Annotated in this window: 29 protein-coding genes; 10 read left to right on the forward strand and 19 right to left on the reverse strand. The window is 69.4% G+C overall.

What is annotated here, in order from left to right:
• Nucleotides 1-150: 150 nt before the first annotated feature.
• Nucleotides 151-618 carry a MarR family winged helix-turn-helix transcriptional regulator gene (locus AVR91_RS19585; RefSeq protein ID WP_063276660.1) on the reverse strand — a complete coding sequence of 156 codons (468 nt, stop codon included), beginning with the start codon at nt 616-618 and terminating at the stop codon, nt 151-153.
• Nucleotides 619-712: 94 nt separating this feature from the next.
• Between AVR91_RS19585 and AVR91_RS19590 the strand changes: the two genes are divergently transcribed.
• A complete protein-coding gene (locus AVR91_RS19590; protein WP_063276659.1) occupies nt 713-1,795 on the forward strand; it encodes an epoxide hydrolase family protein in 1,083 nt (360 codons plus the stop codon).
• Nucleotides 1,796-1,811: 16 nt separating this feature from the next.
• On the opposite strand, the gene AVR91_RS19595 is transcribed toward AVR91_RS19590, so the two are convergent.
• Genes AVR91_RS19595 through AVR91_RS19605 form a run of 3 tightly spaced genes read right to left on the reverse strand, consistent with a single transcriptional unit; the run spans nt 1,812 to nt 4,511 of the window.
• The gene (locus tag AVR91_RS19595) at nt 1,812-2,474 is read right to left on the reverse strand and encodes a response regulator transcription factor (protein WP_076153268.1); all 663 of its coding nucleotides are present in this window, start codon (nt 2,472-2,474) and stop codon (nt 1,812-1,814) included.
• Complete coding sequence (locus AVR91_RS19600; RefSeq protein ID WP_063276658.1) at nt 2,471-3,712, reverse strand: sensor histidine kinase; 1,242 nt, start codon at nt 3,710-3,712, stop codon at nt 2,471-2,473. The genes AVR91_RS19595 and AVR91_RS19600 overlap by 4 nt, the downstream gene beginning before the upstream one ends.
• Nucleotides 3,713-3,752: 40 nt before the next feature.
• A complete protein-coding gene (locus tag AVR91_RS19605; protein ID WP_063276657.1) occupies nt 3,753-4,511 on the reverse strand; it encodes a TetR family transcriptional regulator in 759 nt (252 codons plus the stop codon).
• Between the two features lie 88 nt (nt 4,512-4,599).
• Between AVR91_RS19605 and AVR91_RS19610 the strand changes: the two genes are divergently transcribed.
• Nucleotides 4,600-5,055 (forward strand): hypothetical protein, encoded by a 456-nt coding sequence (locus tag AVR91_RS19610; RefSeq protein WP_063276656.1) that lies wholly within the window; start codon nt 4,600-4,602, stop codon nt 5,053-5,055.
• Nucleotides 5,056-5,065: 10 nt separating this feature from the next.
• On the opposite strand, the gene AVR91_RS19615 is transcribed toward AVR91_RS19610, so the two are convergent.
• From AVR91_RS19615 to AVR91_RS19630, 4 genes are all read right to left on the reverse strand, one after another.
• A complete protein-coding gene (locus AVR91_RS19615) occupies nt 5,066-5,794 on the reverse strand; it encodes a VanZ family protein (RefSeq protein WP_063276655.1) in 729 nt (242 codons plus the stop codon).
• Between the two features lie 124 nt (nt 5,795-5,918).
• Nucleotides 5,919-6,524 (reverse strand): TetR/AcrR family transcriptional regulator, encoded by a 606-nt coding sequence (locus AVR91_RS19620; protein ID WP_063276654.1) that lies wholly within the window; start codon nt 6,522-6,524, stop codon nt 5,919-5,921.
• 28 nt (nt 6,525-6,552) lie between these two features.
• Complete coding sequence (locus AVR91_RS19625; protein WP_063276653.1) at nt 6,553-7,596, reverse strand: hypothetical protein; 1,044 nt, start codon at nt 7,594-7,596, stop codon at nt 6,553-6,555.
• A complete protein-coding gene (locus tag AVR91_RS19630; protein ID WP_063276652.1) occupies nt 7,593-9,062 on the reverse strand; it encodes an FAD-dependent oxidoreductase in 1,470 nt (489 codons plus the stop codon). The genes AVR91_RS19625 and AVR91_RS19630 overlap by 4 nt, the downstream gene beginning before the upstream one ends.
• 149 nt (nt 9,063-9,211) lie before the next feature.
• Between AVR91_RS19630 and AVR91_RS19635 the strand changes: the two genes are divergently transcribed.
• On the forward strand, nt 9,212-11,122 hold the full coding sequence (locus AVR91_RS19635; RefSeq protein WP_143254033.1) for a hypothetical protein: 1,911 nt from the start codon (nt 9,212-9,214) through the stop codon (nt 11,120-11,122).
• Between the two features lie 45 nt (nt 11,123-11,167).
• On the forward strand, nt 11,168-11,926 hold the full coding sequence (locus AVR91_RS19640; protein WP_063276650.1) for an SGNH/GDSL hydrolase family protein: 759 nt from the start codon (nt 11,168-11,170) through the stop codon (nt 11,924-11,926).
• On the opposite strand, the gene AVR91_RS19645 is transcribed toward AVR91_RS19640, so the two are convergent.
• The 5 genes from AVR91_RS19645 to AVR91_RS19665 are packed head-to-tail and all read right to left on the reverse strand — an operon-like array spanning nt 11,917 to nt 14,686.
• Entirely contained in the window at nt 11,917-12,489 is a 573-nt protein-coding gene (locus tag AVR91_RS19645; protein ID WP_063276649.1) for a TetR/AcrR family transcriptional regulator, read from the reverse strand. The genes AVR91_RS19640 and AVR91_RS19645 overlap by 10 nt on opposite strands.
• Before the next feature lie 30 nt (nt 12,490-12,519).
• Nucleotides 12,520-13,008 carry an SRPBCC family protein gene (locus tag AVR91_RS19650; RefSeq protein ID WP_228709254.1) on the reverse strand — a complete coding sequence of 163 codons (489 nt, stop codon included), beginning with the start codon at nt 13,006-13,008 and terminating at the stop codon, nt 12,520-12,522.
• Entirely contained in the window at nt 12,954-13,271 is a 318-nt protein-coding gene (locus AVR91_RS19655) for a metalloregulator ArsR/SmtB family transcription factor (RefSeq protein WP_038513714.1), read from the reverse strand. Before AVR91_RS19655 ends, AVR91_RS19650 begins: the two co-directional genes overlap by 55 nt.
• The gene (locus tag AVR91_RS19660) at nt 13,271-13,657 is read right to left on the reverse strand and encodes a VOC family protein (RefSeq protein ID WP_063276648.1); all 387 of its coding nucleotides are present in this window, start codon (nt 13,655-13,657) and stop codon (nt 13,271-13,273) included. Before AVR91_RS19660 ends, AVR91_RS19655 begins: the two co-directional genes overlap by 1 nt.
• 33 nt (nt 13,658-13,690) lie before the next feature.
• On the reverse strand, nt 13,691-14,686 hold the full coding sequence (locus AVR91_RS19665; RefSeq protein WP_143254034.1) for a hypothetical protein: 996 nt from the start codon (nt 14,684-14,686) through the stop codon (nt 13,691-13,693).
• Nucleotides 14,687-14,772: 86 nt separating this feature from the next.
• Here AVR91_RS19665 and AVR91_RS19670 point away from each other — a divergent pair, with 86 nt between their 5' ends.
• From AVR91_RS19670 to AVR91_RS19680, 3 genes are read left to right on the forward strand one after another with little or no spacing between them, the layout of a single operon-like run.
• Nucleotides 14,773-15,357: an NADPH-dependent FMN reductase gene (locus AVR91_RS19670; RefSeq protein ID WP_063276646.1), complete on the forward strand. Its 585-nt coding sequence runs from the start codon at nt 14,773-14,775 to the stop codon at nt 15,355-15,357.
• Nucleotides 15,354-16,805 carry a DHA2 family efflux MFS transporter permease subunit gene (locus AVR91_RS19675; RefSeq protein ID WP_063276645.1) on the forward strand — a complete coding sequence of 484 codons (1,452 nt, stop codon included), beginning with the start codon at nt 15,354-15,356 and terminating at the stop codon, nt 16,803-16,805. The genes AVR91_RS19670 and AVR91_RS19675 overlap by 4 nt, the downstream gene beginning before the upstream one ends.
• Nucleotides 16,802-17,164, forward strand: a complete 363-nt coding sequence (locus tag AVR91_RS19680) for a MerR family transcriptional regulator (protein ID WP_063276644.1) — start codon at nt 16,802-16,804, stop codon at nt 17,162-17,164. Before AVR91_RS19675 ends, AVR91_RS19680 begins: the two co-directional genes overlap by 4 nt.
• Before the next feature lie 186 nt (nt 17,165-17,350).
• On the opposite strand, the gene AVR91_RS19685 is transcribed toward AVR91_RS19680, so the two are convergent.
• The 6 genes from AVR91_RS19685 to AVR91_RS19710 form a co-directional block, all read right to left on the reverse strand.
• The gene (locus AVR91_RS19685; protein ID WP_083715247.1) at nt 17,351-18,697 is read right to left on the reverse strand and encodes an SPFH domain-containing protein; all 1,347 of its coding nucleotides are present in this window, start codon (nt 18,695-18,697) and stop codon (nt 17,351-17,353) included.
• A 58-nt stretch (nt 18,698-18,755) separates the two neighbouring features.
• The gene (locus AVR91_RS19690; protein WP_063276642.1) at nt 18,756-19,187 is read right to left on the reverse strand and encodes an NfeD family protein; all 432 of its coding nucleotides are present in this window, start codon (nt 19,185-19,187) and stop codon (nt 18,756-18,758) included.
• A gap of 95 nt (nt 19,188-19,282) precedes the next feature.
• Complete coding sequence (locus tag AVR91_RS19695) at nt 19,283-20,098, reverse strand: DUF3097 domain-containing protein (RefSeq protein ID WP_063276641.1); 816 nt, start codon at nt 20,096-20,098, stop codon at nt 19,283-19,285.
• A gap of 50 nt (nt 20,099-20,148) precedes the next feature.
• Entirely contained in the window at nt 20,149-21,042 is an 894-nt protein-coding gene (locus AVR91_RS19700; RefSeq protein WP_063276640.1) for an aminoglycoside phosphotransferase family protein, read from the reverse strand.
• Entirely contained in the window at nt 21,027-21,809 is a 783-nt protein-coding gene (locus AVR91_RS19705) for an SCO1664 family protein (protein WP_083715246.1), read from the reverse strand. The genes AVR91_RS19700 and AVR91_RS19705 overlap by 16 nt, the downstream gene beginning before the upstream one ends.
• Nucleotides 21,810-21,813: 4 nt before the next feature.
• Nucleotides 21,814-22,389: a DUF3090 domain-containing protein gene (locus AVR91_RS19710; protein ID WP_016334235.1), complete on the reverse strand. Its 576-nt coding sequence runs from the start codon at nt 22,387-22,389 to the stop codon at nt 21,814-21,816.
• 121 nt (nt 22,390-22,510) lie between these two features.
• Between AVR91_RS19710 and AVR91_RS19715 the strand changes: the two genes are divergently transcribed.
• From AVR91_RS19715 to AVR91_RS19725, 3 genes are read left to right on the forward strand one after another with little or no spacing between them, the layout of a single operon-like run.
• On the forward strand, nt 22,511-24,451 hold the full coding sequence (locus tag AVR91_RS19715; protein ID WP_063276639.1) for a S9 family peptidase: 1,941 nt from the start codon (nt 22,511-22,513) through the stop codon (nt 24,449-24,451).
• Entirely contained in the window at nt 24,448-25,335 is an 888-nt protein-coding gene (locus AVR91_RS19720) for a S66 peptidase family protein (protein WP_063276638.1), read from the forward strand. Before AVR91_RS19715 ends, AVR91_RS19720 begins: the two co-directional genes overlap by 4 nt.
• 48 nt (nt 25,336-25,383) lie before the next feature.
• Complete coding sequence (locus AVR91_RS19725; RefSeq protein WP_063276637.1) at nt 25,384-26,010, forward strand: class I SAM-dependent methyltransferase; 627 nt, start codon at nt 25,384-25,386, stop codon at nt 26,008-26,010.
• The last annotated feature ends 34 nt before the right edge of the window (nt 26,011-26,044 follow it).

The following is a 26,044-nucleotide window of genomic DNA, read 5'->3' on the forward strand; positions in this document are numbered from 1 at the left end:
GTCCCCGGCGACGATGGAGGAATTGGGACGTTCAACGTCCCAATTCCTCCATCGTCGTGCCCGGCAGCCGCGGAACCACCACTCACGACCCCATCGAAAACCCGCCGGATGACGAGACGGACTTACGACGCGAACTAACAACTCAGGGCACTAACCGGACTCGCCGCCTTGCCGGTCGTGGTGATCCAGCAGCTTCGACAGCAGCTCGGTGAACCGCTTCCGCTCGTCGGGCGAGAGCGGCGCCAGCAGTTCGTCCTGGCGCTCGGCCAGCTGTTTCTCCAGCCGCCGCAGCTGCCGCTTGCCCGCCGTGGTCAGCGAGACGACGTTGCGCCGCCGATCGGCCGGGTCCGGGGCACGCTCGACCAGTTCGCGTTCGGCGAGCTCGTTGATCGTCGCGACCATCTCGCTCACGTGGATGCCGCTCCGACGGCCCAGCGCCGCCTGGCTGGCGGGACCGAACTCGTCCAGCGTCGCCAGCACGCGGTAGTGGTAGCCGCGGGCGTCGGCCGCGGAAAACCCGTCGGTCACCAGGCGATGCGCGTGGTTCGCGGTCTGGGTGAGCAGCCAGCTGGGCAGCTTCCGCCAGCCGCCGCGCGGTTCCTGCGAAGGGGCGTCCATGTGACGAGTCTAACGAATCGTTGGGTACCCGAACGATTGCGCTATCGTTTGGTCACCAAACGTTTAGTCACCCAACGAATCGAGTAGCCGCAACGTGATCAAGCCCTTCCGCATCGACATCCCCCAGGCCGACCTCGACGACCTCGCCGACCGGCTGGCCCGCACCCGCTGGCCCAACGAGGTCGCCGACGCCGGCTCGGACTACGGCTTCCCGCTCGCCCGGCTCAGAGAACTCGCCGAGTACTGGCGGACCGGCTACGACTGGCGTGCCCAGGAAGTCGAACTCAACAAGCTGCCGCACTTCACCACCGAGATCGAACGCCAGAACGTCCACTTCGTACACATCCGGTCGGCGAACCCGGACGCACTCGCGCTGGTCCTCACGCACGGCTGGCCCGGCTCGTTCCTGGAGTTCTTGGGCATGATCGAGCCCCTGGCGCACGATTTCCACCTGGTGATCCCGTCGATTCCGGGATACGGCTTCTCGGGGCCGACCCACGAACGCGATTGGAGCGTCGAGCGGATCGCCCGCGCATGGGCCGAGCTGATGCGCCGCCTCGGCTACGAGCGCTACGGCGCCCAAGGCGGCGACTTCGGCTCAGGAATCTCGACGGCGCTCGGCGCGGTGGCACCGGAGCACGTCGTCGGCGTGCACGTGAACTACCTGCCGACCAGGCCGGCTCCCGAAGCGGGCATCGAACTGTCCGAAGAGGACGAAGCCCGCCTCGACAAGGTGAAGCAGCTCATGGCGAATCGTCCGCCGTATCAGGCCTTGCAGGTCGCCACCCCGCAGACCATCGGCTACGCGTTGACCGACTCGCCGGTCGGCCAGCTGGCGTGGATCGCCGAACGCTTCGCGCAGTGGACGGACCCGCGCACGCCGGTCGACGACGACCGGATGCTCACCGACATCTCGCTGTACTGGCTGACCGCGACCGCGGCTTCGTCCGCGCGGCTGCACCATGACGCCGGAAAGGTGGACATCCCGTGCCGCGTGCCGCTCGGCGTGGCCGTGCTCCCGTACGACATCACACGATCGGTGCGCCCGCTCGCCGAGCGGCTGTTCGACGTCAGGCACTGGTCGGAATTCGAGCGTGGTGGCCACTTCGCGGCCATGGAGGTTCCGGACCTGCTCGCCGCGGACGTCCGGGAGTTCTTCCTCGGCCTCGGCAAGTAGTCGCGAACAGGCGAGGTCAGGGTGTGTTTCCCGGTACGACGAGCCCAGCCTCGTACGCGACCATGACCGCTTGCGCGCGATCACGAACGCCGAGTTTGGTGAAAACCCTGCTGACGTGGGATTTCGCCGTCTGCTCCGCGATCACCAGTGCTTCGGCGATCTCCACGTTCGAGAGGCCACGCGCGATCAGCCTGAGCACTTCGGTCTCTCGCGCGGTCAGGTCGGCCACGAGGGAGTGGCCCGTGTGCGCCGAGGCGTGGGTGCGGGTGAACTCGCCGATCAGTCGCCTGGTGATCGTCGGCGCGAAGAGCGCGTTGCCCGCGGAGACCACACGGACGGCGGTGACGAGGTCGTCCAGCGGCGAGTCCTTCAGGAGGAAGCCGCTGGCGCCCGCCCGCAGCCCGCCGAACACGTACTCGTCGATGTCGAAGGTGGTGAGGATCAGCACGCGGACCTCCGGCAGGCCCGCCACGATCCGCCGGGTCGCCTCGAGACCGTCGAGTTCGGGCATGCGGACGTCCATCAGCACGACATCCGGTTCGAGTTCGGTGCACAGCGCGACGGCGGTGTTCCCGTCGGCGGCTTCGCCGACCACCCGGATGTCGTGCTGCGCGTCGAGTACCGCGCGGAAACTCTGCCGGACCATGGTCTGGTCGTCGGCGATGACCACCGAGATCACGGTTCCAGGTGCCCCTCACGATCGAGCGGAACGGTCAGGGCGACGCGGAAGCCGCCGTCCGCGCGCTCCCCTGCCTCAAGATCAGCCGCGAGCATAGCGGCCCGCTCCCGCATTCCCACCAGACCGTGCCCGCCGCGTGGTGGCTCCGTCCTTTTCGGACCGTCGCCGGGGCCGTTGTCGATGCGGAGCCGCACCGTCCCCGGGCCGGCGGTGAGTTCCACGGAGATCGCCGCTCCGGGAGCGTGCTGGATGGCGTTGCTGAGGGCTTCCTGCACGATCCGGAACACCGACAACGCGACGCCGACCGGAACGGTGTCGAGGTCGCCGCGCAGATCGAGCTCGCATTGGGTGCCGGCGGCCTTGACCCCTTCGACGAGTTCGACCACCTTGCCCAATCCCGGCTGCGGAGCGACCGGCGGCACGTGCTCCTCGGACCGGAGCACGCCGAGCAGCCTGCGCAGTTCGGTCAGGCCTTCGCGGGCGGTTCCGGCGAGGTCGGCGAACTCCTGCCAGATCTCGGCTTCGCGCTCGGCCTTGCCGTGATCGGCGAACCGGAACCGCGCCGAGTCGGCGCGCAGCGCGAGCACGGACATGTGGTGTGCGACCACGTCGTGCAGTTCCCGCGCGATTCCCGCGCGTTCCTCCAGCAGGGCCGCCCTGGTCTCCTCGGCGAGCCTGCGTTCCTGTTGCGCCGCGCGTTCTTCTTCGGCGAGCCTGCGCTGGTGGACCGTGTTGCCGAGGAAGAACAGGATCCCGCCCAGCAGCACGAGCAACGCCGCGTCCCGCCAGTCACGGAGGAACGGGGCGGCGGCACCGAACGAGATCAGCCCCGCCCAGGCGAGCTGCGGCTGATCGTTGCTTTCTCCCACCAGGTAGAAGACGAGCGCCGCGGTGACCGTGAGGCCCGGCGCCCACGGCCAGCCCCAGGATTCGGCGATTCCGGGCAAGGTCAGTGGAGTGCTCACGATGCCGACGATCAGCAGGCGCCATCCCCACAGCGGTGAGCGCACCGCCAGCAGACACGGCAGCACGGAGATGAGGACGTTGAACGTCTTCGCGGGACCCGGCACCGAAACGGTCGAGAACGTGACGAAACCCGCCCACAGTCCGCAACCGATGAGGGTGAGAGCGCGCAGCCAGCGCAACCCCGCCGATCGCTTCGGCGGGGCATCCGTTCCGGCGTAGGCCGTGTAGCGCAGGGCATCCCGCCACACCCGCAGGCGGTGTCGGTCGATCATCAGGCGTCACCCTACCTGCAGATCGACTCACCGTGTGTAGTCAGAGCGCATGGCACTGAGTGCCAGAAGGTGGCTGCGACTCGTTCAGGGCGGCGTTGACCTTGGCGATGACGGCGTGCAGTGGCGTCGCCGTGGTCATCACCGCCACCACCGTCGTTTCGTCCGAGGGCTCTTCGACCCTGAACGCGTCGATCACCAGCGCGAAGGCCTCCGCCGCGCTGGCGGCGATGTCGTCCTGCCCGCCGCTGCGCAGCCACCGCCGCAGCACGTGGTTGTTCGCGGCCGCGATCGCCGCCGCGGCCACCGCCGCCCGCAGGCTCGCCGTCTCGTCGCCCTGCTCCGTGAACCGCGCCCGCAGGTAGCGGGCGAGCACGCGCTGGTAGCGGTCGACGGTCGCGACCTCCTTGTCCCGCAAGGAGGGAACCGTGCGCGTCAGGGTGAACCGCTTGAGCGAGACGTCGAGCTCCGCGGCGTAGGAGTCGAGGACGAGGCCGACGGCGGAACAAGCCACCTCCACCGGATCGCGATCCGGATCCGCGGCGGCGAACGTCTCCTCCATCTCGGCCACGATCTCGTCGTGGTTGGCGAAGAGCACGTCGTCCTTGGCGTCGAAGTACCGGAAGAACGTCCGGCGGCCGACCCCCGCGGCCGCCGCGATCTCGTCCACGGTGGTGGCCTCGTAGCCCTTGGCCACGAAGAGGTCCACGGCCGCCGCGGCGAGCGCGCGGCGCAGGCGGCGCCTGCCAGCGGGGGTCGCGCCGGCACGGGTCACCGGGGCTCGGCGCGGCGAATCGGTCATAGCGGGACGGTAGCAGCCACTTGCTAGTGGCACTGAGTGCCGTTACGCTGTGCGGAGTCCCCCACTCCCCGCTCGGAAGGCGCCGACGATGTCGCTGGACCACCAAGTGCTTCCGGTCGAGTCACGCTCGATCCGCCCCCGCGGCGACGCCTTCTACGGACGCCTCTTCGGCTGGTCGCTGAAATGGCGGGGCCCGCAGCCGTTCCTGGTACTGGAAGGCGGGATCTGCGCGGTGACCCTGCCCAAGATCAACGGCGCCCAGGTCCTCTCCCGGCTCGCCGACACCGGCTGTGGTGGTCCCGCCATGGCGGTGCTGACCCAGCAGGGTCCGCGCGTGGCCATCCTCGCCGAGACCGACGGCCTGATTCCCCCGCGGATCTCGCTTCCGCCGCACGTCGAAGTACTCGCCTGGGGCACGCTGCTTCCCTTGCCCGCCGACTCCGGACGCGCCGAGGCCCACGCGGAATGGCTCTCGGCGCCGGATCCCCGGGAGCGCTGGCTTCCCAGCCTCGACGCGGTCCTCGCCGCCGTCCGGCCGAGGTAGCGGCCGCGGTTCACGCCGCCACCGACGCCTGCGCGGAAACGAGGAGGGCGCCACCGTCCGATTCGGACAGGGTGATCTCGAGGGTCGCGCCTTCGGCGAGCGGCGGTAGGTCGCTCAAGGTCACCTGGCCGATCAGCCGTTGCCCGCGGCGCGCGGGCGCCACGCCGGGGCGCCGGACCTCGATCCCCGTTCGGTGCCACACGCGGACACTGCCCGCCGTCGCCGTCCGGGCACGCCACCGGTTTCCGCACCAGGCCGCGACCGCTGCCCCGGCCGTGTTGCACAGGACGTCGTCCAGTGAACCCACACGGCCGGCGTCCTGCCAGACCTGAAGGCATTCGATCGACACGGACACCAGGAACGCCGACAGGGCGATCCGTGGCACGGATTTCGCCCAGCCGAAGCGCATCGGCAACAGGATCGCGAGTGGCATCAGCAGAAAGACGTTGCCCGCCAACTGGATCACGGCGAGTTCCGGGCGGTCGCTGAAGACGGGCAAAACGTCCGCCAGCAGGTGAAGACTCACCGACGAACCGTGTGCCGCCGTCGGCGCCGGCACGAAAACGATCAGAAGCACCACGAAAAGCGCTGCCAGCAAAGCGAAATCCAGTGCGACCACATGCAGGCCGCGTCGTTTTCCGTTCAGGCGCGCGATGAATTCGGCGACACCCGCACCGGCCGCGGCGACGAGCAGCGACCACGGTGCGGCGTCGAAGAATGCCTGCCACCACCATCCCATGCACTCCCCTTTCGCCGATGATCGTCTTCGGCGAGGGTGGCAGCATCGTGAAGACCAGACAAGAACCTTGGCTATTGTCGGTGAATTACTACCATCCGCGTTGATAATTCACGGACGTCGATTGTCACGGCTGTGCGGCCAGCGCGGGGCCGATCCAGCGGCGGACCATCGAGCGCAACCGCTCGTCGGTGTGCGCCGGCGTCGAGGGGTATTGCAGGAACGACAGGAACAGCCGCATCAGCATTTCGGCGAGCCCCTCGAAGTCCTCATCGGTCGTGACGCCCACTGTCGTCCAGTCGACCGGGACGTTCCGGAGGATCCGCGCGCCGAGCGCGAAAGACTGCGCCGAAGTGACCGCGACGGTGAAGACGTCGGCCTCGCCCGCTTTCAGGAGCAGGCCGAGATACGGCTCGTCGGGAACCGCGCGGACACCGAACACCACCGATTCCACGGCGACCTCGGCGGGGTCGGCGAAGGTGGCCAGGTGCCGTTCCATCCGTCCGGCGAACTCCTCGACCCGGTCGAGCGCGACCGCGCTGAGGATGTCCGCGAGGCTCGGGAAGTAGCGATAGACGGTCTGCCGGGTCACGCCCGCTTCCGCGGCGACGTCCGAGAGGCTGGTCTTGGCGAGACCGACCCGGTCGATGCACGCGGTCGCCGCCTCGACGATCCGGCGGCGCGCCTCGCGCTCGGTGCCGGGCGGGTTGCCCCGCCATCCGTGGTGCCCCATGCGTCTCATCTTCCCCGAACGGAGAATCTCAGACGGTGGCAGGTGCCGCGCGGCGCACGCGGTACACCGCGGTCAACATCAGCCCGGCGGTCACGAAGCAGGCCAGCGCGTACAGGCCACTCCCGGTCGAGGTGCCGTTCTCGATGAGGCCACCCACCCACAACACGGCCATCCCGCCCAGATAGACAGCGGGATAGAACCGGGCGAAGGGCGCCAAAGGCTCTTCGGGACGGCTGTGCCGGACGAAGATCCAGATGCCGGCCACCCACAGCAAGGCCAGTTCGACGCCGAGAACCCATGCCTGCGCGGTCACGTTCCCGTCGAGCAGGCTCGACGGGAGCCCGGCGATCGCCATGCTCGGCGGGGTGAGCACCCCGGCCAGCCCGATGCGCGCCGCCAGTGACCACCCACGCCGCGCTCCGCTCGCCAGGCGCACGACCAGATAGGTCATGGCGCCCATCGACACGGAAGCGAAGAGCAGCATGCTGGTCATGGGGACCGAATCCAGCGCCGGGTGGTTGACGATCCGGTTGTTCCCGTTCCAGGCCCACCATTTCACCTGTGGGCCGAGATGATCGAAGACCTCGTAGAAGACCTGACAGGCGAAGGCGACGGCCACCGACCCGATCAGTGCGCCGCGGGCGCGGAAGATGCCGAGTGACCGGACGAGTTCGTAGGCGAGCTGGCTGATCATCGGGTAGAACGCCACGATGTAGAGCGGGAGCCGATCCCACATGAACTGCACGGTGAACCGGTTGTGGGCGAAGATGAAACCGTACTGGCGCTCCAGGCCGAACCACTCCGGGAAGTACAGCGGCGGTTCGATGACGAAGAGATAGACCAGGGAAGCGCACCACAGCGCCAGATTCGTCGAGTCGCCCTGGCGATGTCTCCGGATGGCGTGCACCAGCGCGAACACGGCTCCGCCGACGACGAGCAGTTCCAGCAGCGGCATCGTCCAGTGGGCCTCCGCCCACGGCGCGCGGATCGAGAGCCACGGGGAGACGTCATGGCAGTCGAAGCCGAGCTCGCGGGTGACGGCTTCCGCGTCCGGTCCGCAGACGGCGCTCACCGGGAGACCGCCGCTTCAGCGGCGCCTTTCGGCGAGTAGTCCGTGACCGGTGGTTCGGCCCGGGCGTCGAAGTCGAACGGGACCCGGTGCCGCCCCAGCGCGGCCCGGATCCGGTAGCGCACGAGCCCCGCGATCACCCGCGGGTTCGTCATCATGTCGCGCAGCGATTCGTCGAGGTTGAACACCTTCGCGAAGTGCTCGTCGACGACGTCTTCTTCGCGGGCGGCACCGACGATGAGCCGGAACGCCGGACCGGACACGGCTTCGAGCAGCCGTCGCCGCCACTCGGGCGCCTTTTCGGTGCCGACCGCGCAGGCGTAGCCCTGATCCCTCGCCATCGCCAGGCTCCACGGCACGTTGAGCAGTTTTCGTTGCGCCGCGAGGAATCGTGCGGAGAACTCCGGGCCGAGACGCTCGGCGCGGGAAAGGTGCTCGCGCAACAGCAGCGCCGAACCGGCGGCGGAACTGATGCCCTGCGCGTAGAACGGGTTGAACGCGCAGATCGAGTCGCCGACGAACGCCAGGCGTTTCGGCGGGGTGCGGAGCCGGTCGTAACGGCGCCATTTGTTCCCGGTCGAGCGGGTCAGATGCACCTCGGAGGTCGGAGTGGACCGGTCCATCGCGGCCGCGAACAGCGGCGCCCGCACCCGGCGGGCGGACTCGACGAACGCCTCGGTGGTGCGCGGCATCTCCAGGCCCCACGAGCCCATGCACGCGATGACGCGGTTGTCCTCGATCGGGAAGAAGTTCACCAGGAACTCGTGCTCGTCGGGATGCGCGCCCTTGTCGGGGGTCGGCATGATCACCAGATGCCGCCACCACCAGGACGGGGGCCGTTCCTCGGGTGAGGGCAGGTCGTACCAGCGCGAGGTGTAGGTGACTTTGGCGTCGAGGGTCCGGACTTCCGGTTCGGGCCAGCCCGCCGCGACGAGCCAGGCGGCGACGGAGGAACCGCGGCCCATCGCGTCGACCACGAAGTCGGCGGCGATGTGCTCGTCGCGCTCGGAGAGGGTGACCCCGGCGACTTCGCCGTCGCGGGTGATCAAGCCGCTCACCGCGACACCCTCGCGGATGACGACGTTGGGCAGCTCCCGGACCTTGTCGCGCAGGACGCGTTCGATGAGGATCCGCGAGCCGTAGATCATCGTCATCGCGCTGCGTTTCCGCGCCGACCAGCCCTTTCCGTCGAGATATGCCGCGTCCATGGACGGCATCAGATGCAGCCCGCCGGCGGCGATGAGGTCGTCCTCGAAACCCGGGAACAGCGCGCCGATCGCGCGGCGGCCCGAGTTCAGCAGGAAGTGCGGATGCTTGCTCTGTGGTACCCCGCGCCGATGTTCGGCCCCGGCGGGCAGTTCGTCGCGTTCGAGCACCAGCACCTGGTCGAAGTACGGGGCGAGCGCTCCCGCGGTGCAGAGTCCGGCGGCGCTGCCGCCGAGGACGACGGCGGTCTTGCCGAGTCGCATGCGGACCAACTCCCAGCGTCATTCATACAGATTGACATTGGCTGTATGAATGTATGAATGTCGTCTGAAGCTGTCAAGGGCCGCACTCAGCCCTTGAGTCTGCCCCGCAGGACATCGACACCGGCCCAGCCGCCCCGGAGGCTGAGCAGGTGCCGACCTACGCGCGCCGCCCTCCCGAGCCCGGCTCCGGCAAGGACAAGCGACGTCCTCACCACCACGGCGGCACACACGTGCCGTTGACGGCGGTACCGCGCGCCGCGGGCAACGCCGCCGTCACCGCCTGGGTGCAGCGACAGCAACGGCCGTCCGCCACGCCGACGCGGCCGGCCCCGGTCGGCGACCTGACCAACACCGGTCTGCTGGACGAGCTCGAGACGGTTCACCAGCAGCTCGCGCGGCCGGAACTCGCCGCGGCGGAGCGGCAGACCGCCACCACCCGCCAGACCGCGCTGGAGCAGGAACGTCAGGCCCGCGTCGACGCCGGACAGGTCTTCCTCGCGGAACAGAGCAACGCCGGTGGCCGGGGCGGGCTCCTCGCCATCACCGATGGCTCGCAGGTCGTCGACGTGGGCACAGCGCCGCTGGGCTGGGGCAGGTCGGCGCCGGCCGTCGTCGTGACGCAGCGGCAGTTCCAGCGGGCCCTCACCGGCCTGGGCATCCCGATCACCAGCGTGGACGAGGCCGCGGCCGCCGGTGTTCTTGGGCCGCGGCTGCAGAGCGGCGCGTTCGAACGGCAACTGCCCGGCGTGGTCGGCACCGACGTCAGCGGGCCCGGCGTGCTGCGCAGGGGGTTCACCGGCGATGTGAGTGAGCTGTCGTTCGCCGCACGTCAGGCTTCGCCACTGGCAGGCGACTTGAACGCGGTGCCGTGGCGGCCGGCGGGACCCGGTTCGGCGCCCCGGTCGGGCAACTACCCAGTCTGGGATTTCACCGACGTCGGCGGGCGGCTGGTCAGCGTCAAGGCGTCCACCCAGGCCCCGGCCGGGCGCGGCGGTTACTACCGCGACTCGTTCAGGACGCTCACCGGCGCGGGCGGCGGCACCGCGTTCGATCGAGCGGTGTGGAACCAGCACCCGACGCTGCCGTGGCCGCCGACCACGGCCCCCGCCTGGCAGGCGGCGCGGCAGGACGTGATCCGCCGGGGCAGGCTCGCGGTCAACGCCGACGACGTGACCTCGTTCCGTGCCACGGTCTCCAGCGGCGTCATGACCAACCCGGCGAACCACCAGGCCGCGATCGAGGCCCACCTCGCCGTCGCGAACGAACGCGTCGGCGGCACCCAGATCCGCACACTGGCCCAGCTCAACGGCCTCCCGCCCGCGCAACGCACCCCGATCCTCACCCGGCTGGCGCGGGCCCTGTCCGAGCAGGTGGTCAGCCACGGCATGGACACCGCGGGCCTGCAGTCGGTCCAGAACGTGCGGCTCGCGGCCGGCTTGGGCGGCTCCGGCCGTGGTGCCCGGCCGGACATCGCGATGCGCACATTCCCCGAGGCGCTGTCGGTGGCCGAACGCGGCGCACCCGGCGCGATGGGCCGCGCCGGCGTGCGATCGGGCACCATGGGCGCGGGCGCCGCCGTGTTGTTCCAGGCAGGCGGTTCGCTCGCGACCGGGGGCGGGCTGCCGTCCGCCGCGGATCTGGGCACCACCGCGGCCTCCACCGGTGTCGGTGCCGGCATCGGTGGCGCGGTGGAGACCAGGGTCGGCGCGGCGGTCGGCAACTCGCTGATGGCAGGCGGCGCCGGCCGGGTGTACGTCGTGCTGGGCCGAGCCGGGACGAGCGCGGCCGGTGCCGTGGTCGCGGCCCCGTTGATCGAGACGGGACATATGGCCATCGAGGAGCTGCGCGGCACCGCCGACTACAACGCGACCGATTACGCGGCGCGTGGCGGCCGGGCCGCGGCGTCCGGACTGCTGGCCGCGGGGATCACGGGTGCCATCGTCGGCGCACCCGCCACTCCGCTCGGCGCGGCCGTGGGGTTCTTGGTCGGGGTGGCCGCGTACATGGTCACGGACTACCTGATCGGTGATGCGGTCGAGTCGACGATCAGGGGCCGGTGACCGCCCTGAGCTTTCTCGGCCACACCGGTTCAGTAACATCGAGACATGAACAAGCGCTTAGTCAGCCTGGGCGATTCCTTCACCGAGGGTGTCGGCGACGAGGACCCGTCGTCCCCCAACGGCGTCCGCGGCTGGGCCGACCGCGTGGCGGGTGCGCTCGCGGCGAACCACCAGGACTTCCGCTACGCCAACCTCGCGATCCGCGGCAAGCTCCTCGGGCAGGTCCTCTCGCAGCAGCTCGACCCGGCGCTCGCGCTGAACCCGGATCTCGTGACTCTCTACGCCGGCGGCAACGACCTGATGCGGCCGAAGGTCGACATCGACGCCCTTCTCGAGGATTACGACGCCGCGGTCGGCAAGGTGGTCGCGACCGGGGCGCGGGTCATCCTGTTCACCGGCGTCGACGGGGTCGAAGACGCGTTGTTCCGCACGATCCGGGGCCGCGTCGCGATCTACAACGAGCACGTCCGCGGGATCGCCGCGCGCCACGGGGCGCTGCTGGTGGACATGTGGGCGATGCGCCAGTTGCGGGACAGGCGGCTGTGGGCGCCGGACCGTCTGCATCTGAACTCGTTGGGGCACAACGAGATCGCCATCGCGGTGCTCGACGCGCTCGGCGAGCCGCACAAGCTGACGCCCGCCGTGCTCGGGCCGAGGCCGTCACTGAGCCCGCAGGCGCGGCGAACCGAAAACCTCCAGTGGGGCAAGGAACACGCCGTCCCGTGGATCAAGCGCAGGCTGCGTGGCGAGTCTTCGGGCGACGCGCTCTTGCCGAAGCGGCCGACGATGGAGCCTTACGCCTGACGCGGCCGGAGCCCGTCGAAGAGGATGCAGATCGTCCGGGCCCGGAACTCGGGCCCGGCATGCTCCGCCGCCTTCGCGGTTCCGATGATGACCGCGATGAGTTCTTCGACGCCGAGGTCCTTGCGGACGTCGCCGTTGTCCTGTGCCCGGCGCAGCAGCACGCCGAGCGCGTCCTTCAGTCGGACGCCGATGACCGAACCCGCCGACGGCACGCTGACACCGGCCGCCGACAGCGCTTCGAAGTAAGCGTTCTTGGCGCCGGACATCTCGATCCAACCGGTCAGGAAGCCGAAGAACGCGGCGCCCGGGTCGGGTGAGTCGGCGGCCACCGTGGCCTCCGCTTCGTCGACGAAGCGGTGCAGGCGCGCGAAGAGCACCGCTTCCAGCAGCGCTTCTTTCGTCGGGAAGTGCCGGAACACCGTGCCCACGCCGACGCCTGCTTCGCGGGCGACTTCTTCGGTGGGCGCACTGGTGCCTTTGGCCGTGAAGACGCGCTCCGCGGCCTCCAACACCCGTGTGCGGTTACGGCGGGCATCGGCTCGGAGCGGTTTCTCGTCCGTCACAGCGGGGATCCTAGACCCGTTGTCGAGTGCCTAGTCGGGCATCTCGTCCAAGACACGGGCGAGGGCCTTCGGGACCCCGGTGCGCCAGCCGCCGCCCATGATCCGGCGTGACATACGTTGCAAATCGTCGTCCGGGTCGAAGCCCTCGTGACTGAGGAACAGCCGGGTGCCGTACCCCTCGGGTTCGAGCCGCCAGGTGACCGTCCACTCCGGACCCCAGCTGATGCTGAGCAGCCGCTCCGGCTCCACGGCCAGTACTTCGCAGGCGACCGGGCCGCCCGCGAAGCCCGCGGCGGGAACCGGATCCGCGAGCAGCTGGAACCGGTGTCCCACAACGGGTTTGATGTCGTTCGGCATCCGGAGCCAGCGTTCGAGCAGCTGCGGTTCGGTCAGCGCGCGCCACACTTTGCGCGGCGGATGCGCCAGGAACTGGTCGACGTGGACGGCCGTCGGATCGTCGTCGTTCAGAAGTCCTCCTCGTCCAGCAGGTCGCGCAGGTTGCCCAGTTTGCCGCGCCAGTACCGCTCGTACGGCGAAAGCCAGTCGGAGACTTCTCGCAGCGGCGCGGCGTCCAGAGAGTAGACGCGGTTGCGGCCCTGTCTCTCTTCCCGGACGAGCCCCGCCTCGCGAAGCACACGAAGGTGTTCCGACAGGCTCGGCCGCCGCATGTCGAAGCGTTCGGCGATCTCCCCCGCCGCCCGCGGACCGTCGAGAAGGATGCCCAGCACTTCGCGCCGGGCCGGGTTGGCGAGCGCGGCGAAGACGTCGTCGTTGACCGGCACTAGCGCGGCCAGTTCCCGTAGCCAGAAGCTTCGAGCAGCCCCATGGCATTGCCGTCAGGATCCTTCAGGGATGTCGCGCGGCCCCAGGGCATCTCCTCCGCGTCCTCGACCTCGACGCCTTGGGCGCGAAGCTCCGCGATGTCGGCATCGACATCCGTGGTGGTCAGCTGGAAGTGCACACGTGTGTCGTGATCCAGCCCGCCGACGGCGCGATCCACGAGAACGATCCCGGTGTCCGCCCCCTTGGGGCCGACCATGACGAACGGACCGTGCGGGCCGCTGACGTCGACGAGGAGGTCGAAGCCGAGCTTGCCGAGATAGAAGTCCCGCGCCTCGGTCAGGTCGGAGACCGGCACGGTGAGGAACTGGATGCGGTCGATGTTCATGCCGCCGACAATACGTAGGAGATTTCCTACATGTCAAACCTCGGCGCCATCGGTGGAGAGGAACATCTGGGCGGCAAGAGAACCGGGCCCGTCGAACGTTCCCGGCCGCCGGACCATTCCGGCCATTTCCAAGGCGTCCACGACACTCCAGATCAGCTCGTGCGCCGCCACGACCACACCCGCCTGCGGCAGATCCCTCAGCAGCGCCGAGACGATCTTCCCCGCGATCCGCAGTCCGATCCTGTGCACAGGATCGGACTCCCGTCGCCTGATGACCGGGATCGTCAGCTTCCCCTCGTCGTCGACGAGCGCTTCTCGCGGAAGGCTTCCACGGGAAACCGCGCGCAACGCCGACCGGAGGGCCGGAGCTTCGGCGAGCCGATTCAAGGCCCGCACCGTCTCGTCGGTCCAGACCATCGTCAGCCTGACGCCTGCTTCCTCGATCTCGTTGGTGCCCATCGCACCTTCGCGCGGCGGGTAGACCGCCCAAAAGGCACCGTTCCAGTAGGGGCGCTCGACGCTCAGCTCACCGGAAGGAAGGAGGCCGTCCGACCGGAGTCGGTCCCAGATGAGGCCGTCGATCACGTAACCGAAGAGCACCCCGTAAACAGAGCGGGCCAGTCCCTCGCCGGTCAGAACGTCGGCCAGGGCGGACACATCGGTCGCGATCTCGGCCGCGACCACCTCGGCGAGCTCGGCCATCCGAATGCGCAATCCGGCCGTCTCCTGGGATCCGAGTACGGGAAACGTCGTCACCAGCCGTTCACCTTCGACGGCGATGAGGTGATAAGCCCGCAACAACGCGATCTGGCTGTCCAGCGGATCGATTCCGTGCTGCCGCAGCTCGGTACGGGTGACGCCCTGGCGCGCACGGAAAAGGAGGCGGCCGTTGTCGTCCATCTTCACGACATGATGCGGAGTGCTACGCGCACCGAGACAAAAGCAGTGCAGGCCCCATACGGCCAGGTCGTCGGGATCAGCGCCGAAGTCATCCATGAGCGAAGACCTATCACATAAGCTCCTGTACAACCTCGATATAGATAGAGGTCCAGGGTTCGTGACCAGTGCCGCAACGCCTTGAGTTCGCCTATGGACGAACTTTTAGCGTCGTCGGCATGAGCACAGAAACCACCACGCAGTCCCCCATCCGCCTCGCCGTGATCATCGGCAGCGTCCGGCACGAACGCTTCGCCGACGCCATCACCGGCTGGCTCCAGGCCGAACTCGCCACGATCGACGGCGTGGAGGTCGATACGATCGACCTCGCCGACATCGATCTCCCGTTGCAGGGAACGCGGCCCGGTGGCACCGAGACGGTGATCAGCGACAGGCTGCGCGGCGCCGACGCGTTCCTCGTCGTCACCCCGGAGTACAACCACAGCTTCCCCGCGGCGCTGAAGAACGCGATCGACTGGCACTTCACCGAATGGGCGTACAAGCCCGTCGCGTTCGTCGGCTACGGCGCGGGATCGGGCGGCATCCGGGCGATCGAGCAACTGCGGCTGATCTTCCCCGAGCTGAGGGCCACCACCATCCGCGACGCGGTACTGCTGAACGCTCCGTGGACCCGCCTCGGCCCGAACGGCTACGAAGGAACCGAGGGCGAACGCGGGGCGCTGGCCGCGACGATGACGGAACTGGGCTGGTGGGCCCGCACCCTGCGCGCCGGACGCGTCGCGGTCCAGGTGAGTGCGGCATGAACCGCCTGACCGGGCGTGAACTGCGCATCGCGGCGGTGATCGCGCTCGGCGGGCTGATGGCCGTTCTCGACACCACGATCGTCGCCGTCGCGCTGCCGCGGTTCATGACCACCTTCTCCGCGTCGCTCACCACGATCCAGTGGATCGCGACCGCCTACGCGCTCGGCATGGTCGCGGCGATGCCACTCGCGGCGACCTTCGCGCAACGGTGGGGAGCGCGCCGGGTGTACCTGGCCGCACTGCTCGTGTTCGCGGTCGCCTCCGTGGCCGCCGGAGCCGCCGGTGATCTGGGCTGGCTGATCGCCGCGCGGGCGGTGCAAGGTCTCGCCGGCGGTTTGATCAACCCCTTGGGGATGACGATCGGTTTCGGCGCGGTGGCCCCGGAACGGCGGAGCCGAATGACCACTATCACCGGTCTTCCCTTGCTGGTCGGGCCGATCCTCGGCCCGATGCTGGGCGGGATCCTGCTCGACGGGCTGTCGTGGCGGGCACTGTTCTTCATCACCGTCCCGCCTGCCTTGCTCGCCGTCGCCGGTGTGCTCCGCTGGGTGCCCGCCGATGTCCCGTCGACCGAACGCACACCGATCGACGTCGCCGGCGGCCTGCTGCTCGTGCCCGGTGTCGTCGCGGTGGCGTACGGCTTCAGCGAAGAGACGGCACTACTCGAGATCCGAGTGGCGATCGTCGCCATCGGACTGGCTCTCATGGCGGTGTTCACGCGCCGCTCGTGGCGTCATCGCGCACCGCTGCTGAACGTCCGGCTCCTGCGTGACCGGACGTTCGGGCGCAACGCCGCCGTCCTCGTCCTGTACGCGGGGCCGTACTTCGGTTCGATGCTGCTGATGCCCGCCTACATCCAGGTGATCCGCGGCGACTCGGCACTGGTCAGCGCGGCGATGATGGTGCCGGGCACGATCGGGATGGGTATCAGCATCCAGCTCGCCGCCCGTCTCCTGGAACGCTTCGGCCCACGGGTCGTCGTCGGGACCGGGCTTAGTCTGGCGGCCGTGTCGACCGTGCTGACGGTTCTCGTCCTCGCACCGGATACGTCGTACACGGTGCTGGCGGTCCTCGGCGCGATCCAAGGAGCGGGCACCGGGGCGATCATGATGCCCACCATCGTGAGCGCGGGCCGCGATCTGCGTGGGCCGGATCTCGCGTCCGGTTCCGCGATCCTCCCGCTGGCCAGCACCATCGCGAGCGCGGTCGGTACCGCGGTGGTGAGCGCGGTGTTCACCGGGCTGATCGCGGCGGCCACCGCGGGCCGGGGGCTGGCCGCGCTGAGTGATCCGGCTGCGGGCTCGGCGCTCACCGGGGAGATCGTCGACGCGTATCGTCTGACCCTCGTCGGCGTGCTCGCGGTCATGGTGCTCGCCTTGGTGGTCAGGCTGCGGACCCGGCCCGCCACCCCGACAACGGAACCCACGAAGGTACGGAGCGCGGCATGACGACATCGCTCACCGCCCAGCTGACCATCAGCGAGGTCGCGAGCAAGGCCGGGGTCTCGGCGAACGCCGTCCGGTACTACGAGCGCTACCGCGTCATCACCGCCGAGCGCACCGCGGGCAACGCGCGCCGCTTCACGGTCGACGCCATCTGCCGAATCCGGCTCGCGGTCGCCGCCCAGCGGGTCGGTCTCAGCCTCGCCGAAAGCGCGGAGATCCTGGCCGAGATCCCACCGATGTCCCCCGATCTCGAGCAGTGGTCCCGCGCGGGGCAACGGCTCATCGACGCCGGACAGGCCCGCATCGCCGAACTCGCCTCGGTGGTCGACGAGTATCGGACGCTCGAGTTTCTCAGGAGCTGAACGGTTCTCCAGTCCGTGAAGGCCTCCTTGCCTACCCTGAGGGTAGTGAAGGAGGCCTTCACTACCCTCAGGGTCCCTACGTGGGTCCAGGTAACGAGGAAACTCGACCTTCACGTACTCGCCGGGCCCACCAAGAAACACGAAAGAGGGCCGCCCCGGACGGGACGACCCTCTTCCTCAAGTAACTCAGCGCTGCGGCGGCGGACCACCCTGCGGACCACCGAACGGACCCTGCTGCGGGAACGGCCCACTGCCCGGCCCCTGCGACGGCGGCCCCTGGTACGGACCACCCTGCGGCCCCGCCGGGGGCTGCGGCTGCGGCAGCCGCGACGGCGGCGGGGTCTGCGGCGGCTCCGGAGCCGCCTCCGGCTCGGGAGCAGGCGCGGCCTTCGGGACCTGACGCGGAGCGGGCGGCTCCTGTCGCGGCGTCGCGACACCCAGCGCCGGAACTTCCTTACGCGCCACGGCTTCCGCGGCCGCGACGGCCTCGGCGACCTTCGGGTCGCTGGAGGTGTCGAACCAGCCCTGGACCTCTTCGTCCTCCAGGTCCGGCTTCTCGACCGGGTCTTCCTTCGGCGGCTCGTAGCGGAACACGCCGTCGTCGCCGGGGGCGCCGAGCGCGCGGGCGAAGCCTTCCAAGGCCTTGCCGTAGTCGCTCGGGATCATCCAGACCTTGTTCGCGTCGCCCTGCGCCATCTGCGGCAGGGTCTGCAGGTACTGGTACGCCAGGACCTCGGGCGTCGGACGCCCGGCCTTGATCGCCGCGAACACCTTCTCGATGGCCTTCGCCTGCCCCTGCGCCTGCAGGTACCGGGCGGCACGTTCACCCTGTGCCCGCAGGATCCGCGACTGCCGCTCGGCCTCGGCGCTCAGGATCGCGGCCTGCTTGGCACCTTCGGCCGCGAGGATCTGGCTCTGCTTCTGACCTTCCGCGGTCTTGATCGCCGATTCCCGCTGACCTTCGGCGGTCAGGATCATCGCGCGCTTCTCACGGTCGGCACGCATCTGCTTCTCCATCGAGTCCTGGATGGAGGGCGGCGGGTCGATCGCCTTCAGCTCGACACGGGCGACGCGGATGCCCCAGCGGCCGGTGGCCTCGTCGAGCACACCGCGCAGCTGGCTGTTGATCGAGTCACGCGAGGTCAGGGTCTGTTCGAGGCTCATGCCACCGACGACGTTACGCAGCGTCGTGGTGGTCAGCTGCTCGACACCGACGATGTAGTTCGAGATCTCGTACACCGCGGCACGCGAGTCGGTGACCTGGAAGTACACGACCGTGTCGATGGACACCGTCAGGTTGTCCTCGGTGATCACGGGCTGGGGCGGGAACGAGACGACCTGCTCGCGCAGGTCGATCCGCGCCCGGACCTTGTCCAGGAAGGGCACCAGAAACGTCAGGCCGGGAGAAGCCACCGTCCGGAACCGGCCCAGCCGTTCGATCACTGCGGACTGCGCCTGCGGCACCACCATGATCGCCTTGACCACGACGACGACCACGAACAACGCGAGCAGTCCGACGACGATGAACACCACTGTCTCTGACAACTACCTTCCCCTTACGTAGAAACCTGCTGCTGTGCGGCCGTCCGGCTCACAGCTCGGCCGAGACGACCGCAGTGGCACCCGAGATCTCGACGACCGTCACCGACGTCCCCGGGGCGATCGGTTCCCCTTCGGTCATGGTCCGTGCCGACCAGACGTCGCCGGCCAGTTTGACCTGGCCCGCATCGCCGTCCACTGTGGACACTACTACCGCTCGCGCGCCGATGAGCGCGTCGGTGTTGGTCTTGATGTCCGGCCCCGCGAGGAACCGGCGTTTGAGGGTCGGACGGACGAGGACGAGCATCCCGACCGAGGCGACGGCGAACACCGCGACGTCGATGAACGGGTTGCCGGTCAAGGCGGCCGAGCCCGCCCCGAACAGGGCTCCGACGCCGACCATGAGCAGGAACAGATCACCGGAGAGCAGCTCGGCGATGATCAAGAGGATGCCGGCGATCAGCCAGATGAGAGCGCCTGTCATGCGTTCATGCTCCCAGATCGCGTCGATTCATACCGAAGAAGCGAAACCGACGTGACCGACGCGTGACCTTGAGTGACCTCGCGCAAATCGGTCATTCAGGACTCTTCACCCGGGTCGGAGACGAAGTCGATGAGCCGTTCCACCGCTCCGATCAGCGGCGTTTTCAGATCCCGGTAGCTGCCGACCGCCGCCAGGATCCGCTGCCAGCCCTCCCACGGCTCGCCCCAGCCGAGCGCCTCGCAGACGCCCTCCTTCCACTCCGTGCCGCGCGGGATCTTCGGCCAGGCGCGGATACCGACGACCGAAGGCTTCACCGCCTCCCAGATGTCGATGTACGGATGCCCGGTGACCAGCACGTTCTCGTCGCGGATCGCTTCGACGATCCGCGACTCCTTGCTGCCCGCGACCAGGTGGTCGACCAGCACGCCGAGCCGCCGTCCGGGGCCGGTGCCGAACTCGTCGATGCGGTCGGACAGCACGTCCACACCATCGAGTGGTTCCACCACCACGCCTTCGACCCGCAGATCGTGTCCCCAGACCCGCTCGACGAGTTCGGCGTCGTGCTTGCCCTCCACCCAGATCCGCGAATCGCGGGCGACCCGCGCCTTGAGTCCTTGGACCTGCACCGAACCGGACGCGGAGATCCGGCGCGCCGGAGTCTTCTGGGCCACCTTCGGCGGCACCAACGTGACCGGCTTGCCCTCGAACAGGAAACCCGCAGGGTTGAGCGGGAACACGCGATGCTTGCCGTGACGGTCTTCGAGGACGACATTGCCGTACTCGATCTTCACCACGGCACCGCAGTAGCCACTGGCCGGGTCTTCGACCACGAGCCCCTGTTCCGCGGGCACCTCGGGGATCTTCCGCTTACGAGGACCGGACAGCACGTCGTCGTACGAATGGGAGCGCACGGCGCCCGACGTTAGCGGCGCCCAGGGTCAGCGTCTCCCCGCCACGCCGGTCAGGCGGCCATCCGCAGCATGGCTTCGATGAACGGGGTCCACTCGCCCCGCTCCAGCGGGCGCATCACGAACAGCGGAGCGAGCGCGACACACCACGCGCGCACCCGTCCGGCGTCGAAACCCGGCAGATACGGCGCGATCGCGTCGAAGCCGTCTTCGAGCGTTCCGCCCTCCCGCATCGGGAGCGTGACCCAGTCGGCCAGATCGAACCACGGATCACCGACACTCGGCCGCGGGTCGATCGCGACCGCACCCCTCCCGGGCCCGCCGTCGAGGACGTTGCCCGGATGCAGATCGCCGTGCACGATCGCGAACCCTCCCCCGCCGGTCGCGAGCGCGAGCGCCCGCCTCCGCGCCCGATCGAGGGTCTCCAGCGAAAGCGTGGCCTCGGCCACCGAACCCCGCAGCCCGCGCTCGGCGAGGTCGTACATGAAGACGACACGGTCTTCCAGCGTCGAGAACTCCGGCGGCGGGGCCACCGCGTGGATCTGGACCAGCAGGTCACCGACCTCGGCCCACGGGACGTCCGCCCCCGCCTCCAGCAACTCCGTGCCCGGGTCGATGCCTTCCAACAGGATCGCCCCGTCGGCGAGTTCGATGTCCAGCACCTGCACGACCCGCGAGCAGCCGTCCCACGCCCGCAGCGCGACGGCCTCGGACGCGGCGATCGTGTGATCCGGCGTCAGCTTCAGGACCTTCTTGACTCCGTCGTCCCCGGCGCAGATCAACGTCCGGCCGGTGTTCCCCGGTTTCGCGTCGACGACGGAGAGTCCCCACCGTTCGGCCAGTCGCGCCACGAGGGCGGGCAACTCGTCGCACCACGCAGCGACCTCGTCACCGAACCGCGTGATCAGCCGCGCACGCGCCTCGTCGTCGATCAGAACAGCGGCCACGGGATGGCACGCCAATCGTCGCCGGGCTCCGGGAACACGGCCTCCGCCACCAGCAGCTCGGTGCGCTCGGCCAACGCGCGGATCTCGAACCCGGTGAGATGCTCACCGAGCGCGTCACCGAGTTCGCCGTCCAGCTTCTCGCGCAGACCACGCAGCTTGCCGATCTCGTCTTCGGTCAGCCGCTCACCGATCCAGCCCCAGAGCACCGTCCGCAGCTTCGGGTCGGTGTGCAAGCAGATCCCGTGATCCACCCCATAGACACGACCGTCGGCACCGGCCAGCACATGGCCACCCTTGCGGTCGGTGTTGTTGACCACGATGTCGAGCACGGCCAGCTCCCGCATCCCCGGCCGGTCCGCGTGCGCGAGCACCGCGGGCTCACCGTCGCGATCGTGCGCGTGCAGTACCACACGCCAGTCGTCCGGAACGCTCTCCGGGGACCGGACGTCGACCAGTTCCTCGTCACTGGTCTCGATCCACAGCTGCACCATGCCGGGCCCGAACGGCCCATCGCGCAACACCGTGGGCGGAATCGCGCCGAGCCCGGAGGCGTCCGCGATCATCGCCGTCGCGACCTCCCGGCCGGCGAGTGTCCCGTCCGGGAAGTCCCACAGCGGCCGCTCACCGGAAACCGGCTTGTACACCACATTGCCGGTGACGCCGTCGAGCTCGATCGTGCAGAACAGCGTGACATTGGAGGCATCGACGAGCCTGCCTTCGACGTCGATCTTGCCGCGCGCCACCAGCTCCCGCGAAGTCTCCGTCACCCGGTCAGTCCTCGAGGACGTCGACGTCGCGCCGGTACCCGTTCTGACGCGGGCAGATATGACCCGCCGGGTCGAGCGGTTCCGCGCACAACGGGCACGGCTTGCGGCCGGCGTTGACCACCCTGTCCGCCCGCTCCGCGAAAGCACGCGCCGCGCCAGGGGTCAGGAAGACACGGACGGCGTCCGGCCCCTCCTCGGTGTCGTCCAGAACGACCGTTTCGTCCACCTCGCCTTCCGTCATCGCGAGCAGCTCGATGACGACGGCACTGCTGTCGGCGTCCCAGCCGAGCCCCATCGTGCCGACGCGGAACTCCTCCTCGACCGGAACGGTCAGGGGGTCGACGTCGAGGAGCTCGTCAGGCGCGTCGTCCGGTACGTCCGCGCCGAACCGGCTGGCGACCTCTTCCAGCAGCGAGCTGAGCCTCTCGGCCAAGACCACGACCTGCTGTTTTTCGATCGTCACACTGATCGTGCGGACGTCCTCGGACGCCTGGAGGTAGAACGTGCGGTCGCCGGGCTCACCGACGGTTCCTGCGACGAACCGGTCGGGCTGGCGGAAGACGTGGATTACGCGAGACATGGCACCTTTGACCCTAGGCCACGACCACATGATCGGCATCCGCCGCCCCATGGTTCAGCCCAGGGCGAAACCGCCGCGCCCCGAGCGGTCATGGGCAAAGGGACGAACCTAGTCTTCACCCGTGGTTGAGATCGCCCCTTACGGCACTTGGACGTCTCCCCTGTCGGCCGCCGACGTCGCGGCCTCGGGAGTCAGCGCGCAATGGCTCGGAACGGCGGGAAACGAGGTCTGGTGGGCCGAAGCGAGAACAGGTGAAGGCGGCCGCGTGACCCTCGTGCGGTCCCGCGCCGACGGCACGGTCGAAGACATCCTTCCCGCCCCGTGGAACGTCCGGAACCGCGTCCACGAGTACGGCGGCCGCCCCTGGCTCGTCCTCGGCGACGTCCTGGTCTTCACCCACTGGACGGATCAGCGCGTCTACCGCCGCGACCTGACCACCGGCGAGACGACACCACTCACCCCGGAACCGGCGACGCGGCACCAGATCCGCTACAGCGACCTCCGGCCCGGCCGACCCGGCGAAGTATGGATGGTCCGCGAACGCAGCACCGGCCCCCGGCGCGTCGACATCGCCCGGGACCTCATCGCGGTCCCGCTCGACGGCGGCCCGGAACGCGTGCTGACGGCCAGCCATCACTTCCTCACCGCACCACAGCTTTCCCCCGACGGGACGCGCGCCGCGTGGCTCGGCTGGAACCACCCCGCGATGCCCTGGGACGGCACCGAACTGTGCGTCGCCGAACTCCGCGAAGACGGCACCTTCGGCCCGCACCGCGTGCTCGCCGGCGCCGCCGACGTCTCCGTCTGCCAGGTCGACTGGGAGTCGGCGGACACCCTGCTCGCCCTGCTCGACCCGAACGGCTGGTGGAACCTGCACCGCGTCGGACTCGACGGCAGCCTCACGAACCTGGCTCCGGCCGAACAGGAGATCGGCGGCGCGCAGTGGAAACTCGGCGCCCGCTGGTTCACCCCGCTCGGGGACGGCCGCTTCGCCGTCATCGCTTCGGGCAAGCTCGCCGTCCTCGACGAGACGACGCGGGAACTGACCCCGGTGGCGGCCGCCGCCGACCTCACCGCGTGGTCCACCAACGGCTTGGCCGTCCACGAAGGCCGCGTCGTCGGCGTCGCGGCGGGACCGAAGCGCGAAGCCGCCGTCGTGAAGGTCGATCTCGCCGGCGGGACGGTGACCGAGCTCGCTTCGGCACCCGAACCGCCTTCGCCCGCCTACCTGTCGACGCCCGTCGAGCGGATCTTCAAGACCGACGACGGCGACCGGATCCCCGCCTTCCTCTACCTCCCGGCGAACCCCGGCTTCGCCGCACCGGACGGCGAACTGCCACCACTGTTCGTGTACCCGCACGGTGGGCCGACCGGCCGGGACAGCGCGGTGCTCGACCACGAAATCGCCTACTTCACCAGCCGCGGGATCGCCGTCGTCACGGTCAACTACGGCGGCTCGACCGGCTACGGACGCGCCTACCGCGAACGGCTGCGGGAACAGTGGGGCGTCGTCGACGTCGCCGACTGCGTCACCGTCGCCGAAGCCCTTGCCGCGGAAGGCACCGTCGACGGCGACAGGCTCGCGATCCGCGGCGGCAGCGCGGGCGGCTACACCTCCGCCGCGTCGCTGACCACCACGACGACCTACCGCGCGGGCACCGTGATGTACCCGATCCTCGACCTCACCCAGTGGACCGGCGACGGCGGCGAGACACACGACTTCGAATCCCGCTACCTCGACGGGCTGATCGGGCCACTGCCGGAGACCGCGCAGCGCTACCGGGACCGGTCGCCGATCAACAACGCGGACACCCTCGCCGGGCCCCTGCTGTTCCTGCAGGGGCTGGAGGACGAGATCTGCCCACCCGAGCAGGCGGACCGGTTCGTGGCCGGACTCGCCGGGCGCGGCATCGACCACGCGTACCTGAGGTTCGAAGGCGAACAGCACGGATTCCGGAAGGCGGAGACGATCGTGGCCGCGCTCGAAGCGGAGTTGTCGTTCTACGGCCAGGTCTTCGGCTTCGAGACACCCGGCGTGCCGAAGCTCCGGCTGAGCCGGTGAGGCCACCGAAGACGCGACCGGGTGACACGATCGCCTTGGTCGCCCCGGCGGGCCCCGTCCCGCCGGACCTCGTCGAGAAGGCGCTGCCCGTACTCCGCGGCTGGGGCGTCGAGGTCCACGTCGGCGAATGCGTCCGCGCCGCCTCCACCGGCTATCTGTCGGCTTCCGACGAGCAGCGGGCCGCCGAGTTCACCCGGGCCTGGCTGGACCCGGGAGTGACCTGCGTCCTCGCCGCCCGCGGCGGCTACGGTTCGCAGCGCATGCTCGACCTGGTCGACTGGACGGCGCTGAAGGCGGCCGGGCCCAAGATGTTCGCCGGATCCAGCGACGTCACCGCACTGCACGGGGCGGTGAACGTCCACTTGGGACTGGAGACCCTGTTCTCCCCCATGCCCGCCACCACCCTGTTCGACGCGGTGGCCGCCGAACACCTGCGACTGTCACTGTTCGAACCGGAAGGCGTGCGGCTGATCGTCTCGCCGACTTCGTCACCGCTGGTGCCGGGCACCGCGACCGGCACCCTCGTCGGCGGCAACCTCGCCCTGCTGACGGCCGGCCTCGGCACGCCGGAACAAGGCTCGGCGCGCGAGTCGATCGTGCTGCTGGAGGACGTCACCGAGAGCCTCTATCGGATCGACCGGATGCTCACCCAGCTGCTGCGTTCCGGCTGGCTCGACGGTGTCCGGGGCTTCGTGCTGGGTTCCTGGAAGTCCTGCGGGGAGCCCGGCGAGATCCGCGCCCTGATGCTCGACCGGCTCGGGCCGCTCGACGTACCCATCGCGTGGGACTTCGGCGTCGGACACGTCCCGGCGTCCCCGACCATTCCCCTCGGAGCGCGGGCCACCCTCGACACCGCCGCGGGAGCACTCCAGATTTTGCCATAACGGCAACGGAACTTGCAAACATGGCGGAATCGCAGGCATCTTGCGGTCATGGATTCGACACAGCAGTTCTGGGAAGACTTCTACCGGGACAAGGACCAGGTCTGGAGCGGGAAGGCGAACCCCATCCTGGTGAACGAGGTCGCCGCCCTAACGCCGGGCACCGCGCTCGATCTCGGTTGCGGCGAAGGTGGTGACGCCATCTGGCTCACGCAGCAGGGCTGGCGCGTCACCGCCGTCGACATCTCGGACGTCGCGCTCCAGCGCGCCACCGCCCACGCGGCCGAGGCCGGCGTCGAGGGCATCACCTGGGAGCACCATGACCTGGCGAAATCGTTCCCGGAAGGCCGTTTCGACCTCGTCTCCGCCCAGTTCTTCCACTCCCCGGTCGCGGTTGACGGCGAGCGGGACAAGGCACTTCGCCGCGCCACCGAGGCGGTCGCACCTGGCGGCACCCTGGTGGTCGCCGGCCACGCGGGCTGGCCGACGTGGATGGACGAACCGCCGCACAAGGACGTCCGCTTCCCGACGACGGCCGAGGTCCTCGAAGCGCTGGCGTTGGCCGACGGCGAATGGACCGTGGAGCGGCAGGAAGTGATCACGCACGACTTCCCCGGTCCGGAGGGGCAGCACGGAACACGGTCGGACAACGTGCTCCGCGTGCGCCGCTCGGGCTAGGTCGCGTCCTGTGAGTCTGTTCGATGGGCTTCGT

Source organism: Amycolatopsis keratiniphila subsp. keratiniphila, from assembly GCF_001620365.2.
Taxonomy (GTDB): Bacteria; Actinomycetota; Actinomycetes; order Mycobacteriales; family Pseudonocardiaceae; genus Amycolatopsis; species Amycolatopsis keratiniphila.